This window comes from Erwinia sp. E602 (assembly GCF_018141005.1).
In the GTDB taxonomy this organism is placed as follows: Bacteria; Pseudomonadota; Gammaproteobacteria; order Enterobacterales; family Enterobacteriaceae; genus Erwinia.
Window position 1 is genome coordinate 1,983,762 of sequence record NZ_CP046582.1, and the last position, 14,233, is coordinate 1,997,994.

Consider the following 14,233-nt stretch of genomic DNA (forward strand, 5'->3'; position numbering starts at 1 on the left):
TAAGGCATGATGTGCCTGTTCGCTTACAGAGAGTCAAGCCATGCTTAAGTATTTTCGCTCTTTGCCGATAAAGCTGAACAGCATAAATACGTTACGTCTGCAGGGAGCATTTAAGGGGCAGCTATGGCAAAGCGACCAGACAGTGTTGACACAGAACATCTCAGTACAGAACAGGAACAGAGCCATGAGTACAGTTGATCATCAGTTACTGCCCGTCCTGCGTAAGGCCTCAGACAGTGAACTGGCCCCGCTGGTGGAATACATCACCAAAGCGTTCAGCAGCGGACTGGAGAGTAAACCCCGTTACAAACAGCATCAGCCGGCGCACAGCCAGTATGCCGACCTGATCGCCGAAGAACTGCGTGAATTTGGCGGGAATACCGTGATGAACCTGTTCCGTCGCAGCGGGCCGGAGTGGAAAACCGTGGTGATCGATGTGGCTGACAAACTGAAGGCCAGCTATGAACAGGCGTGGGAGGTGGAGCGCATCGAACTGGCAGTACTGGCGGCGATCACCCACAAGGCCTGGGAAGGGATGGATGCAACCCAGCGCCGCGAGCTGCTGACGCAGATGGATCTCAGCCAGAGCAGCACGCAGCTGTTCCCGCAGGAGAAACTAATGGCACAGCTGCAGACCAGCCACTTCTACGGCCTGTTGCTGGCGTCACTGATTGCTAACGTTTTCGCCAGCCAACTGCTCGGGCGCACCGTGGTCAGCTCCGCCGTCTCTTTTGTGGCCGCCCGCGGTGCCGCCTCATTCCTCGGCCCGCTGGGCTGGATGATCAGCGGCCTGTGGACCGCGTTTGATCTCTCCGGCCCGGCGTTTCGCGTCACCATTCCGGCGGTGGTGCAGGTGGCGCTGCTGCGTCAGCGCATTCATGCCACGCCGGAAGCCGACAAAGTGTGGTGGGAGTACCACCGCTGGCAGGATGAACAGAATGCGGACAGCTGGGTGGCGAATATGCTGCGCATGGTCGGTTTATCCACGGCGGCCAGCGTTCGCCGCGAGCGCAACAGCGCCTTTGAACAGGGCACGGCAGCCGGGCACCAGCAGGCCACCGAAGAGTATGCCGACCGGGTGTTTGCCCGCATGGAGGAAGTGCGGTGTTTTGAGCAGCGCTGTGCCGCGATGCTGGCCGTGGCCTTCGCCTATGCGCAGGAACAGGGGATTGCCCCGTCAGCGGTGCGCAGCGACATTGAAGCCTGCTGCCTGGGAATGATGAGCAGCCATCTCTCAGAGGTGATGCAGGCGGCAGTTGAACGCCAGATCACCCGCCCGGCCAGCCTGACGGATGCATTGGCCGCTGCTGTGGCGCTCGGCATCGACAGCAGTGAGACCGACACGCTGATCGCGGTGCTGCATGAGGCGTTTTGGCAGTCTGCTGATGCATCGTAACAGGAGAGGATGATGGACAAAAAAGCACTTTTACTGCGCCTGAACCAGCAGCGCCGTCAGCAGGCGGTGACGCCGGTGGCCGCAACGGAAGCTGGCGCTTACGCGCCGCTTCCTCTTCCGGCAGCCAGCCCGTGGCAGGCTCATCAGCGGGTAGCGCACTTTCAGCAGCAGTGGCGGGCAGAGCAGACGGCGGTGATGCTGACCGAGTGCCGCCAGCGGCTGCTGCACAGCATTATCGGCCCGTTCGGGCTGGGCACGCTGGTCGCGGCCTGGGATAAAACCGGCGGCAGCGTCGATACCCTGCACAATGCCCGCGCCGGGGTGTATGCCAGTAAAGAGGAGCAGGCACGTTATGACAGCCGGGGCAAATATGATCGCGACCCGTACCATTCGCACACTGACTACAAGAAGAACAATAATACGCACAGTAAACAGAAGAAAGCGGGTGAGGCAGTGGATGCTTACACCGGCCAGCCGCTGGCGCGGAATACCAGCAGCCAGCAGGACCATCTGATTTCAGCCTATGAGATCCACCATGATCCCGCCGTGGCGCTGGCTGAGGCAAACGGGGCTGACCTGGCGAATCATGACAGCAACCTGCACCATACGCACCACTCGATCAACGAATCCAAACAGCAAAAAAGCACGCAGGAGTATATTACCTGGCTGAATAACAACCGGGCGGATCGTGACAAAGTGATTGCCCGGCTGGAGGAAAAAGCCAGGAACGGCCCGCTGGAAGATAAAGAGCAGAACGCGCTGGAGAAGTGCCGGCAGCAGAATGCGGTCGATCAGCAGCAGATGCAGGACCTGGATCAGCAGGCGCGCCAGCAGTATGAAAGCAGCCTGCGCTGGGGTTACTACGGCAGTGCGAAATTTGGCGCTTACTTACTGAAATCCAGCGCCATCGGTGCAGGGAAAATGGGCCTGCAACAGGCGATGGGGTTGGTGTTGACCGACTTTATCGATGGCCTGCTGCTGGAGATCCACGACAGCTGGCACAACGGCTTCTGCGACGCGGTGGACCAGCCACAGGTGTGGGAGGCGTTAAAACTTCGCGCCGGGCGGGTCGCCACCCGCTGCCTGGATAACTGGCGCGGCGTGCTCTCCGCCTTTGGTGACGGTGCGATCAGCGGCCTGATCAGCAGCCTGCTGACCACGCTGCTGAATACCTTCTTTACCACCGCCAAAAATCTGGTGCGGATGATCCGCGAAGGGGTGTTCTCGCTGTTCCGCGCCGCGAAAACCGTCTTGCTGCGCCCTGAAGGCACCCGCCGTGCCGATGCGCTGGATGCAGGGCTGAAGATCGCCGTCAGCGGTGCCTTTGTGATTGGCGGTGTGCTGCTGGAAGAGTACCTGAGTACAACCCTCGGCGCGGTGCTGAGTATCCTGCCGGGCGATATGATCTCCCTGCTGGTTGCGGTGCTGACCGGCTGTATTACCGGGCTGGGCACCGTGCTGACCGTCTATATGTTGGATCGCATCGACCTGTTTGGCGCGCAGCACCAGCGGGAAGAGCAGGCGGTTCTGGCGATGTTACAGCAGGGACGGGAGCAGTCAGAGGCGCGGTTGCAGGCGCTGCTGGGCATGGGGCCAGGCGCACAACCGACATGAAGCGGAACAACAAAAATATCACGGTTTTTCGTGTGTTAGCATAAGATGATAGCAGCGTGCTGGCGGAGAGCGTTCCGCCAGCGGCAAGCAGCACTGAACGATTTATCCAACAGGAGAAACAACATGATCCGTATGCGCGTTAAAAACTTCGGACCGGTAGGGCCGGGCCTCGCGGAGAATGACGGCTGGATCGAATTTAAACCTGTCACGGTGTTTATCGGTAACCAGGGCGCGGGTAAGAGCACACTTGCCAAACTATTCTCCACCTTTTGCTGGATTGAAAAAGCGCTGGTGCGCGGTGACTATCCCAAAAAGTGGTTTGAGCGCAAAGGACGTTTTAAAAGCATGTTTCTGGCGTATCACCGCCTGGAAAATTATCAGCATGCGGATAAAGGCGCTGAGCCGGATATCGAGTACGAAGGGGAAGCCTGGGCAATCCGCTATAACGGCAACCAGCTGAGTATTAGCGAGCTGCCTGGTCAGAATTATGCGCTGCCGCAGGTGATGTATGTGCCCGCTGAACGCAACTTTATCTCTTATGTGCGCAGCCCGGGTGAGCTGAAACTCTCCTCTGAGTCGCTGAAGGAGTTTTTGTCGGCTTTCGAACAGGCGAAACAGAGCCTGCGCAAAGCGGTCAGACTGCCGATCAACAACAGCGAGATCGAATATGACCGGCTCAATGATGTGGTTAACCTTAAAGGTCCTGACCATAAACTGCGCCTGACGGATGCCTCCAGCGGATTCCAGTCTTTTGTGCCGCTGTACCTAGTCAGCCAGCACCTGGCGAATGCGGTGCAGAACCAGAGTCAAACCGCTTCAATGAGCGCCGATGAGATTGCGCGTTTCGGGCAGGAGATCAGGACTATTTATGATAATAACAGTCTGACTACCGAGCAGAAACGGGTGGCCGTTTCGGTGCTTTCGGGACGTTTTAACAAGAGTGCGTTTATTAATGTTGTGGAGGAGCCGGAGCAGAATCTGTTCCCGTCCTCGCAGTGGGAAATGCTGAAAAGCCTGCTGGCATTTAACCGCCAGGGGGCGGCCAACCAGCTGGTTCTCACTACCCACAGCCCCTATATTGTCAGCTATCTGTCGCTGGCGGTGCAGGGCAAACATCTGCAGCAGCGCATCGCGGAGAACGGGCGGGAAACGTTATTACCCCGCCTCAGCGCCCTGATCCCTGAGACGGCATTACTGGCCCCAGACGACGTTGCGATCTACCAGTGTAACGACCAGGATTGCAGCATCACCCGGCTGGCTTCTTACCAGGGCATCCCCTCCGATAAAAACCTGCTGAATGAGTGGCTACGTATGGGTAATACGCTGTTTGATCAGCTGCTGGAGCTGGAAGAGGAGCTTTAAATGGATTTTTTTCAGGCAGCCTGCCAGAGCGGCCCTTTTACCCAGCAGACCTTTGGCGTCTGTGACAACCAGAACAGCACGCCCGCCTATGTGGATACCGAAAACCAGCAGAACTGGGTGGCGACCGTTGAGAACCCGGCGCAGCTTGCTGTCACCTTTACCGCGATTGATAAGTGCGTGCTGCAGGATAGTGACGAACGCGGGCGCGGCCGCTGTGATGGTATGCTGACCACGGATAATCTGCTGTATCTGGTGGAGTTAAAGGAGCAGATCCCGCCCTGGCAAAGTCAGGCCATTGAACAACTGCAGTCGACGATAAGCTTTCTGCAGGAACATCACGATCTCAGCCCGTACCGCCATAAAAAGGCCTTTGGCTGCAATAAAAAACGCGACGCTTTTACGGTGATTGATCATGAAATCCGGCGGCGCTTCTTTGATGACTATGGTTTTCGCCTAGATCTGCAGGGGACTATTAAGTTACCGGGTGGGTGAGGGCGGGAAGGCCGACTTCAGTTTGCGGGAAAAGAACAGGCAACGTTTGCATCAACAGCTTTGTGCCACGTTACCGCATGAAGATCTGCTCAGAATAGGGTGCATGATCTCGGTACGGGGGAGGATAAAAGCAATGCAGAGTGTCTGCTATGAGCGATAAGCGGACATTCCATCTTATTACTCATTTGATTGCGGGACGGCCCACGCTCAGAAGTTGCCTGCGGCTACACATTTCTCAGAAAGCTGGACAAATTCAGTTTGTTCATCTAACCTATCTACTAGTAGGTAGTTTAGTAGTTAAGTATTCTACCCTTCGTTAATGAAAACACAGGAGCTCCAATGTCTAATTTAGTGAAACCTCATGCTTCCGCCGAAGATATCAGCAACGTTCGTGAAGCCGTACGCGCAGAGCCCGGTCTGGGCAATATGTCTTTCCAGGTGAAAGCCCATTCCCATGGTGGACTGGCGGTTCGCGTTGAAACTGGATCGTCGTTCCAGGATGGCAAGGAAGATCGCAGCCGCATTGGCAAGTTTTCTAATATCGGTGACGAACCGCCAGGCCTGTTAGGCACCGATTCAGGCATGAGCCCGACTGAGTACATTCTGCAGGCGCTGGCGGGTTGTTATACTGCGACTCTCACCCTGATGGCGGCTGAAAAAGGCGTGGAGCTCGAAAGCATCGATCTCGACCTCTATTTCGACATCGATATGAAGGGATTCCTTGGCCTGGATAAAAACGTACGCAAAGGTGCGAAGAGTATTCGTGTGGACGTTCGTCTGAACAGCAAGACCGCCAGCCGTGAGCAGCTCGAAGAGCTGGTTCAGCTGTTGCCGGAAAGCTCACCGATCCATGACACGCTTGCAAACCCGGTGCCGGTAAACACCCGCCTGGTCTAATCATTGCCCAGAGCGTGATATCAGCGTGAAGCAGCCCCCTGCATCAGTAAGATGCAGGGGGCTGGAAGCCCGCACTGTCGTCCCTCCAAATATCTCTCATGACTGCCTGAACTCTTCGATACGGTATCCGCATTTTCGCTGAGCACGGCGCGCCACATCACTTTTTGCCCCGTTGCTTCTCCGCCAGTAGCAGCTCAGACATAGGCACTCTTCATACTTGCAGCTCCGGACAGCGCATTGCACATATCTGAGCCGTTTCAGAAATGCGTGTTGAGCGATCGGGTCAGGCGGCGAAGACCTTCTTCCAGCATTGCGCGGGGGCAGGCAAGATTCAGCCGGATGTGCCCATCGCCGTTGCCAACGAACATTCCCGCATCCTCTACCAGAACTCCCGCCTGTTGAGCGAAGTACAGGGCGGTGTATTCTTTTCCGCTGACGGATGAAAGGGGGCTCAGGTCAAGCCAGGCAAGATAGGTGCCATCCGGAATATCAAAACGTACCTGTGGGTGATGTTCTTCAAGCCATGCGCGAAGAAATACAAAATTGCCGTCAATATATTGCCGGACCTGCGTCAGCCAGTCATCGCACTGTGACCAGGCGGCAAGGTTGGCGACAAGGCTCAGCGGTGAAAGCATGTCATCGTACAGCCTCAGCCACGACGTGCGGATAACCGGATCGGGGATCATGATATGCGCAAGCAGGTTGCCCGCCAGATTGAAGGTCTTACTTGAAGACATGCAGGTGATAATCTTATTACTGTCCGGAAAAAGAGAAGCCGCCGGCGTATGTTTGATTCCCGTGCGGGATAAATCACAGTGTATTTCATCTGAGATGACCCATACGTCGTTTTGCAGGCAGATCTCTGCCATCCGGTGCAGCTCCTCCCGGCGCCATACGCGACCGGTTGGATTATGAGGATTGCACAGGAAGAAGACCTTTATGCCCAGTTGCGGATCCTTAACAAGCCGCTCCAGGTCGCTAAAGTCCACCGACATTTCTCCGGAGGCATGAACCATAGGGCAGCTGACGACCCGGCGTCCGCTGTATTCTCCTGCTTTCTTGAACGGCGCATAGGAAGGGGTAAGGATCAGTACGCTTTCGTTCTCGCGCGTCAGTAAAGGAACCAGGCGGTTGAGTGCCGGTATAATGCCCGGTGAGAGCACAATACTTTCGGGCGCAAAGCGGTATTCATAGTGTCGCTGGCACCAGCTGGCAAAAATCTCCAGATATTCGGGGTTATATGCCCGCGTATAACCGAGGATTTTTTTATTGAGCCGTTCATGAACAGCATCGAGTACGGGCTGGGGGGTGGCGAAAGCCATGTCCGCCACCCACAGGTTTATAAAACCGCCCTCAGGTGCCGATGGTAGGCCCCCGGTATGTCCGCCAAACATATATTCACGCCAGCCCTCAATGGTCAGGCTGTCCGTTCCCGATCTGTCGACAATCTCATCAAAGTCGTATCTCATCCAGGTATCCAGTTAAGTATTTTAACAATCTCGGCCCTGCGCGAGTCCTACGACGAGTAAGTCTGCAGGGGGATGGGCATGAGGTTATGCCCTGCCCTGAGATTGCCTACCTACTAGTTGGATTGTCAAGTCATAATCATTCCTGCGGCTGACGTCCCGGTGTTACCGTTTCCGGCGCGGGGCACCGATCACCAGAACAATACCGGCGAGCACGGCCACCGTTGACAGCAGCATCCTGAGACTCAGGGATTCCCCCAGAAACAACACGCCACCCAGCATCGCAAGACAGGGAACGCTCAGCTGAACCGTGCTGGCCGTTACCGAGTCAAGATGGGGCAAAAGGGAATACCAGAGAACGTAAGCACCGGCAGAGGCGGCCGCACCGGCAACCACGGCGAGGATAACTCCCTGAACGTCAGAATGTAGGCCGCTGCTGATAAACGGGGTGAGGATAAGCGCCAGCGGCACGGCAATAAGAAAATTTCCTGCGGTGGCAACGGCTCCCCCGGACTGGTTTCTTCCAGCAAGGGTGTAAGCCGCCCAGGCCAGTCCTGCAAGGCCCATTATTAACGCGCTGCTGACCGGAGGGGCCTTCGCACCAGGCAACAGAAGCGCACCAATGCCGCCTGCGGCCACGACCAGTCCCGTGGTCCTCAGCATGGTCAATCGTTCTCCTGCGAGTACGCCGTGCACGACCATTGTCAGCTGCACCACGCCAAACAGCAGCAGCGCGCCTGTTCCGGTATCAAGGTGAATATAGGCAACCGAAAAGCACATCGCGTACGCCATCAGAAACAGCGCGTTTTTCAGGTTAAGCGAACCGCGTAGCTTCTCTTTATGCCGGATTAACAACGGCAGTAATACCAGCGCACCGCTTGTCAGCCGCAGATCGGTGAATGTCACCGGATCGATATGCCCGCCCCTGAGGGCAACGCGGCAAATTATCGAATTCGCCGCAAAGGCGAGCATGGCAGTAACAATCTTGATAACAACGGAAAATCGCATGGTCGTGGGCTCCCAAAAAGGGCAGAGCGTAAACTACCAACTGATAGGTAGTCAAATTTGACCCGCGAAACTCCCGTCATTCAGCAGAATTTATGCAGGCACGCGGTAACAACAAGGGTGAATGTTGTTACTACAAGGCTTGTCATAAAGCCATGATGACAATATAATCTACCAACTAGTAGATTGAATGGGGTTAATTATGACAACGATGACGCGGGAACGACTCCTCGGCGAGGCCGAGCATCTCATGCGGGAAAAAGGCTATTCTGCCTTCAGCTATGCCGATCTGTCCAAAATTATCGGCATCACCAAGCCCAGCATACACCATCACTTTCCGACGAAAGACCTCCTTGGTGAGCAGGTGGTCAGGCAGGCGTTAGTCGATACCCGGGCAACCTTTGATGAAATCCTGGCGACAAAAAGCTCGCCGGCAGAGCAGATAGCCGCTTACGTGGACCTCTTCGTACAGAGTTACCGGGCCTCACTTCTGCCGCTGTGCTGCGCGCTGTCGGCCGAAACGGCTAACCTTCCCCAGAATATTATTGAGCAGACGTCGCTCTATTTCGATATGCAGATCATCTGGCTGACAGGCATTGTTGAGCGCGGGATTGCTGCCGGTGAATTTTCTACAGGAATTGGCGCCACGGATGCCGCACTGATGATTATTAACCTCTGTGAGGGGGCGAGCGTCGTGGCACGGGCAACGGGCAGAGCTGAAGTCTTCAGCAACAGCCTCAAACATATACTGATGTTTCTGAATCTCAAAACCGGAGCTTAAAAAAATGCAGGACTGGAACAATTACCGCACAGAACTGATGCAGCGCCTTGGCCAGCTTGGCAAGCTTGCCCCTGACACCATGAAGGGCGTGGTGACGCTCGGCAGCGCGGGTAACAAAACCGATCTGCTTGGCGCAAAGGTCCGCGAGCTTATCGCGCTCGCCTGTGCAGTCACCACCCGCTGCGACGGCTGTATTGCGTTTCACGCGGAGGCCGCCATCAAAGCCGGTGCCACCGATGACGAAATTGCAGAGGCACTGGGCGTGGCCATCAACCTGAATGCCGGCGCGGCCGCAGTCTATTCTGCACGCACGCTGGATGCCGTCAGCCAGATGAGAGGCTGACAGTCGCTCAACGGTCGATAAAAAAGGGCTTACAGCCCTTTTTTTACCTCTTCAATCGCGCTGGCATAATAGGCCGCATGCTTTACGCCGGGTATGCGCCTCACCATCTGCCCCTCTTTGAATATCAGCACCGTTGGCAGGCCCCAGATTTCATATTTGGTCGTCAGCACGGGCGCCTGATCGACATTAACCCTGCCCACCTGAACGTCGTCGTCAAGCTGGAGGACCAGGGCGTTAAAAAATACTTCACTGGTCTGACAGGGCGGACACCACGGAGCAGAAAAGCGCACCACTGACAGCCCCTCATAGCGTTCAATATCGCGAAAATTATCTTCGTTGTAGCTGGTGATTTCACGCACTATATATCTATCCTAATGATTTTTATGTGATATTCCTGTAACGGAGCATCAGCTTTTCCTGAACATGAAAAACAGTATAAATAATTCCTGTTGACCTATCAACTAGTAGGTAGGTATAGTGGCCTTCATCAGCTGACCGGCGAATGCTGCATACAGACGTCACCAGGAGACTCCTGAAATGTCTGCAACCACTTCCCGATTCTGGCTATTTCAATCAATGATTTACGAGGTATTCAATGAGCACGTTATTCACGTCATACAGCCTGTCCGGTCTCGAATTAAAAAACCGTGTGGTGATGGCCCCGATGACCCGCACCCGCACGATGAATGACGTTGCGGATGAGGTTGTTGCGCTTTATTACGCGCAGCGTGCATCGGCAGGCCTTCTTATTACGGAAGGACTCCCGGTCTCAGAAGAAGCGCGTGGCTACCTTTATACCCCGGGCATTTACACCGACGCGCACGTTGAAGGCTGGCGCAAGGTGACGGACGCCGTCCATGCAAAAGGCGGTCGTATTTTCGCCCAGCTGTGGCACGTTGGCCGCATGTCCCACGTTTCCCTGCTGCCGGGCCAGACGGCACCGGTCTCGTCAGGGACCGTGCAGGCAACCAACACCACTGTATTTGCATTTACTGACTCCGGAGAACCGGGTCCCGTAACGCCGAGCGTGCCGCGTGCGCTGGAAACGGATGAAGTCCGTCGCATTACCCAGGACTTCGTTAATTCAGCCCGTCTGGCAGTGGAAGCCGGCTTTGACGGCGTGGAAATCATGGCGGCTAACGGGTTTATTTTTGACCAGTTCCTCAGCAGCGGCCTGAACCAGCGTACGGACGGTTACGGTGGCACCGTTAAAAACCGCCAGCGATTCCTGCTGGAAACCATCGACGCCGTTTCTTCGGCCGTTGGCAGCACGAAGGTTGCCGTAAGGCTCTCCCCGTTCGGGCGTATTTACGATCTCGCGCCTTATGAAGGTGAAGAGGAAACCTGGAGTGAAATGGCAACGGCGCTGGGGCAGCGCGAGCTGGCTTACGTGCATCTTTACTACCAGCCCGTCTATACCCAGGCGCCGGTACCCGCAGGCTTCAAAGCGGCCTTCCGCAAGGCATTTGGCGGGACGCTTATCGCTGCCGGCGGATTCACCCGTGAGCTCGCCGAAGACGTGCTGACAGAAAACGAAGCCGACCTGATCGCGTTTGGGGTCCCGTACATCGCTAACCCGGACCTGGTCGAAAGGATGCAGAACGGCTGGCCGCTGGCCGAAAGCGATCGCTCAACTTATTACGGCGTCAGCGGCAATCCGGAAAAAGGTTACACCGACTATCCGGTCTGGGCAGCTGAATAAGGTATGCCTTCCGGCGCGTTACCCGGCGGCATCGCAGGGTAACGGCATCCGGAATGACCAGTTTAACTATTTATCGGGAGTACAAAAATGCAAACCCTCAAGCCTGTTATCACCCTGGATATCTGGTCAGATTTAGTCTGTCCGTGGTGCTGGATCGCCAAAAAACGCTTTGAAAAAGGGCTGGCCGCCTTCGAACACCGCGACAGCGTCGTGATACGCCACCACGCGTTCCGTATTTCAGGCGATCGCCCGGCACTTCCCTTCCGGGAAGCGCTGTATAAAAAATTCGGCGGGCAGCAGGGCGCCGAACTGATGATGAATCAGGTGGCAACGGCCGGTAAGTCAGAAGGCCTTCAGTACAATTTTGACACCATGCTGTTTGGCGATACTGAAGATGCGCTGACGCTGCTGGCTGCTGCACGCCAGGCGGGCGTGGGTGATGCGGTTGCAGAGCGCCTGTACCTGGCCGGCACCACCGAAGGGCGTTCCATTTTTGACCCCTCGGAACTTATCAGGCTGGCTGAAGAAGCCGGGATGCAGGCGGATGAAGCGCGCCGTGCGCTGGAGAGCGAGACCTTCCGGTCCTCCGTGGCGGAAGATGAGGCACACGCCCGTTCCATCGGCGTCAGCGGCGTTCCGATGTTCCTGCTGAACGAGAAATATGCCATCAGCGGTGCCCAGTCCGCCGAAAACTTCCTCAGCGCCCTGCGCCAGGTCTGGGATGAAAAACAGGATGAACTGTCCGGAACAGCCGGTCAGACCTGTGGCACCGGTGGCTGCAGTATCTGAGTGCCCGACGCCGGCAGTCTGGCTGCCGGCAGAATAAAACCTGTAAACAGTGGAGTCAGAAATGAGCGATTTCTTTAAAGGTAAAAAGCTGCTGGTCGTTGGCGGCACGAGCGGTATGGGTCTGGAAACGGCGCGTATGGTGCTCAACGCCGGCGGCAGCGTGGTGCTGACGGGCAACAGGAAAGACAAAGCCGAAGCGGTAAAAACTGATTTGAGCCAGTATGGCTCCGGTTCCTTGTCGGTGATTGCCGCCAACCTGATGACTGAAGAAGGCATGAACGCCATCCGTCAGGAAATCAATACGCATCACCGTGACATCAGCCTGATGGTGAACTCTGCGGGCATCTTCATACCCAAGAGCTTTACCGAGCACGATGCAGCGGACTATGACATGTATCTGTCGCTTAACCGCCCCTCTGCAGGCTAATTTTACAGCGAGCAGAAAGGGCGGTTTTATACCTTCTTCGCAGGATAACCTCCATTCACCGCACCACTGCTAATGAACTCTGGGATAAGGCAGAAGTGGAAGAGTTTATAGTTGAGTTCCAAAATCGTAACATCAACAACGCAGCAATATACGAAGTCGTACCAAAAGTTGATTTGTGATTACTAATCAGCAATTCAGTTACAGCAAGCCGCCTTGATTGGCGGTTTTTTCGTACCTGCAGGCGACTCTAAACATAACACTTGAAGCCCCCCTCTATCAGCGAACCCCTTATGGCCTGAATGCCTGTTAAACCCTGCCCGTAAGGTCTTGACATGCTACCCGCAGATCAGTACATGCCGGTGTTAGCAACGTCCGCTTTTGGCACAACCCAGCCAGTCGCGCAGCAATATGATCTTTAGATGATTTCCCTCTGTCAGCCGCAAAAGAAAAAATCCACGCCTTCGCGTGGATTTTTCAGCTGTTCAGCACATTGACGAGGTTCAGCGAACCCCGGCAATCTGTTTAGACGTTAAACAGGAAGTTCATCACGTCGCCATCTTTCACGACGTAGTCTTTACCTTCTGAACGCATTTTGCCGGCTTCTTTGGCACCCTGCTCGCCCTTGCAGGCGATATAGTCTTCAAAGCCGATGGTCTGGGCGCGGATAAAGCCTTTCTCGAAGTCGGTGTGGATTTTACCCGCGGCCTGTGGCGCGGTGGCACCGACCGGGATAGTCCAGGCGCGCACTTCTTTAACGCCGGCGGTGAAGTAGGTCTGCAGGTTCAGCAGGGCGTAGCCGGCGCGGATCACGCGGTTCAGGCCCGGCTCTTCAATGCCCAGCTCGGCCATAAACTCTTCGCGGTCGCCGTCTTCCAGCTCGGCGATGTCCGATTCTACAGCGGCACACACCGGCACCACCACGGAACCTTCGGCGGCGGCGATGGCGCGCACGGTGTCGAGGTACGGGTTGTTCTCAAAACCGTCTTCGTTCACGTTGGCGATGTACATGGTCGGCTTCAGGGTCAGGAAGCTCAGATAGCGGATCGCCGCTTTGTCATCTTCGCTCAGATCCAGCGCGCGCAGCATGCCGGCTTTCTCCAGGTGCGGCAGGCACTTCTCCAGCGCGGCCTGTTCGGCTTTGGCGTCTTTATCGCCGCCTTTGGCTTTTTTCTGCACGCGCTGCAGGGCGCGTTCACAGGTGTCGAGGTCAGACAGCGCCAGCTCGGTATTGATGGTCTCAATATCGTCGGCCGGGTCCACTTTGTTATTCACGTGGATAATGTTGTCGTTCTCGAAGCAGCGCACCACGTGGCCGATGGCTTCGGTTTCGCGGATGTTGGTCAGGAACTGGTTGCCGAGGCCTTCACCTTTCGACGCCCCTTTTACCAGGCCAGCGATGTCGACGAACTCCATGGTGGTCGGCAGGATGCGCTGTGGCTTAACGATCTCCGCCAGCTGGTCCAGACGTGAATCAGGCATTGGCACCACGCCGGTATTTGGCTCAATGGTACAGAACGGGAAGTTAGCAGCTTCGATACCCGCTTTGGTTAACGCATTGAACAGGGTGGATTTACCAACGTTTGGCAGGCCCACGATACCGCATTTGAATCCCATGTTTGAATCACCTTAATAAGCTAAAAATCGGGTTGGTTACTGACCCCGACGTCGTCAGCGACGAATGACAGAAAAAGTTACCGCGCATTATACACGTAATTATCGTGGCGATGGCGCAGATTTCTCGGCGGCGAGTCAGCTTTCACTTGTGAAAGCGCTCACATTTTTTCATACTGACGAAAATTGACGAATGCCGGAGAACTGCGCAGATGCCTTGCTCGCTGCCCACGCCACCCTGAAACCGCGATCCTGTCTGCGCAACGCCACGTTGCCTGCCGTTGTCCCTGCGACAACACTCACGCCCCGCACGACGGGGTGTACGCCTGCATATTAAAAAATAGTGGA

13 protein-coding genes and 1 pseudogene are annotated in these 14,233 nt (G+C 55.8%); 10 read left to right on the forward strand and 4 right to left on the reverse strand.

Annotation, left to right across the window (positions count from 1 at the left end; translation table 11 throughout):
- Window positions 1–184: 184 nt before the first annotated feature.
- The 5 genes from GKQ23_RS10325 (at window position 185) to GKQ23_RS10345 (ending at window position 5,761) form a co-directional block, all read left to right on the forward strand.
- Window positions 185–1,396 carry a YaaW family protein gene (locus tag GKQ23_RS10325; RefSeq protein ID WP_212410814.1) on the forward strand — a complete coding sequence of 404 codons (1,212 nt, stop codon included), beginning with the start codon at window positions 185–187 and terminating at the stop codon, window positions 1,394–1,396.
- A 9-nt stretch (window positions 1,397–1,405) separates the two neighbouring features.
- Window positions 1,406–3,010, forward strand: coding sequence for a hypothetical protein (locus GKQ23_RS10330; RefSeq protein WP_249168503.1), 1,605 nt, complete (start codon window positions 1,406–1,408; stop codon window positions 3,008–3,010).
- 123 nt (window positions 3,011–3,133) lie between these two features.
- Complete coding sequence (locus GKQ23_RS10335) at window positions 3,134–4,372, forward strand: AAA family ATPase (protein WP_212410816.1); 1,239 nt, start codon at window positions 3,134–3,136, stop codon at window positions 4,370–4,372.
- The gene (locus GKQ23_RS10340; RefSeq protein WP_212410818.1) at window positions 4,373–4,864 is read left to right on the forward strand and encodes a hypothetical protein; all 492 of its coding nucleotides are present in this window, start codon (window positions 4,373–4,375) and stop codon (window positions 4,862–4,864) included.
- Window positions 4,865–5,203: 339 nt separating this feature from the next.
- Window positions 5,204–5,761 (forward strand): OsmC family protein, encoded by a 558-nt coding sequence (locus GKQ23_RS10345; protein ID WP_212410820.1) that lies wholly within the window; start codon window positions 5,204–5,206, stop codon window positions 5,759–5,761.
- A 257-nt stretch (window positions 5,762–6,018) separates the two neighbouring features.
- On the opposite strand, the gene GKQ23_RS10350 is transcribed toward GKQ23_RS10345, so the two are convergent.
- Together GKQ23_RS10350 and GKQ23_RS10355 are read right to left on the reverse strand one after the other, a co-directional pair.
- Window positions 6,019–7,230 (reverse strand): MalY/PatB family protein, encoded by a 1,212-nt coding sequence (locus GKQ23_RS10350; RefSeq protein WP_212410822.1) that lies wholly within the window; start codon window positions 7,228–7,230, stop codon window positions 6,019–6,021.
- Between the two features lie 162 nt (window positions 7,231–7,392).
- Window positions 7,393–8,235 (reverse strand): DMT family transporter, encoded by an 843-nt coding sequence (locus tag GKQ23_RS10355; RefSeq protein ID WP_212410824.1) that lies wholly within the window; start codon window positions 8,233–8,235, stop codon window positions 7,393–7,395.
- A gap of 199 nt (window positions 8,236–8,434) precedes the next feature.
- Here GKQ23_RS10355 and GKQ23_RS10360 point away from each other — a divergent pair, with 199 nt between their 5' ends.
- Window positions 8,435–9,013, forward strand: coding sequence for a TetR/AcrR family transcriptional regulator (locus tag GKQ23_RS10360; protein ID WP_212410826.1), 579 nt, complete (start codon window positions 8,435–8,437; stop codon window positions 9,011–9,013).
- Between the two features lie 4 nt (window positions 9,014–9,017).
- Window positions 9,018–9,356, forward strand: a complete 339-nt coding sequence (locus GKQ23_RS10365) for a carboxymuconolactone decarboxylase family protein (RefSeq protein ID WP_118666014.1) — start codon at window positions 9,018–9,020, stop codon at window positions 9,354–9,356.
- 29 nt (window positions 9,357–9,385) lie between these two features.
- Here GKQ23_RS10365 and GKQ23_RS10370 read toward each other — a convergent pair whose 3' ends face one another.
- Window positions 9,386–9,715 carry a co-chaperone YbbN gene (locus GKQ23_RS10370; RefSeq protein ID WP_212410834.1) on the reverse strand — a complete coding sequence of 110 codons (330 nt, stop codon included), beginning with the start codon at window positions 9,713–9,715 and terminating at the stop codon, window positions 9,386–9,388.
- A gap of 236 nt (window positions 9,716–9,951) precedes the next feature.
- On the opposite strand from GKQ23_RS10370, the gene GKQ23_RS10375 reads away from it, so the two are divergent.
- The 3 genes and pseudogenes from GKQ23_RS10375 to GKQ23_RS10385 form a co-directional block, all read left to right on the forward strand.
- A complete protein-coding gene (locus GKQ23_RS10375; protein ID WP_212410836.1) occupies window positions 9,952–11,058 on the forward strand; it encodes an alkene reductase in 1,107 nt (368 codons plus the stop codon).
- Window positions 11,059–11,145: 87 nt separating this feature from the next.
- Window positions 11,146–11,847, forward strand: coding sequence for a DsbA family oxidoreductase (locus GKQ23_RS10380; protein WP_212410837.1), 702 nt, complete (start codon window positions 11,146–11,148; stop codon window positions 11,845–11,847).
- Between the two features lie 61 nt (window positions 11,848–11,908).
- Window positions 11,909–12,259 (forward strand): annotated as a pseudogene (locus GKQ23_RS10385) (SDR family NAD(P)-dependent oxidoreductase); the annotation flags it as partial.
- 537 nt (window positions 12,260–12,796) lie between these two features.
- On the opposite strand, the gene ychF reads toward GKQ23_RS10385, so the two are convergent.
- On the reverse strand, window positions 12,797–13,888 hold the full coding sequence (ychF, locus tag GKQ23_RS10390) for a redox-regulated ATPase YchF (protein ID WP_212410847.1): 1,092 nt from the start codon (window positions 13,886–13,888) through the stop codon (window positions 12,797–12,799).
- Between the last annotated feature and the right edge of the window lie 345 nt (window positions 13,889–14,233).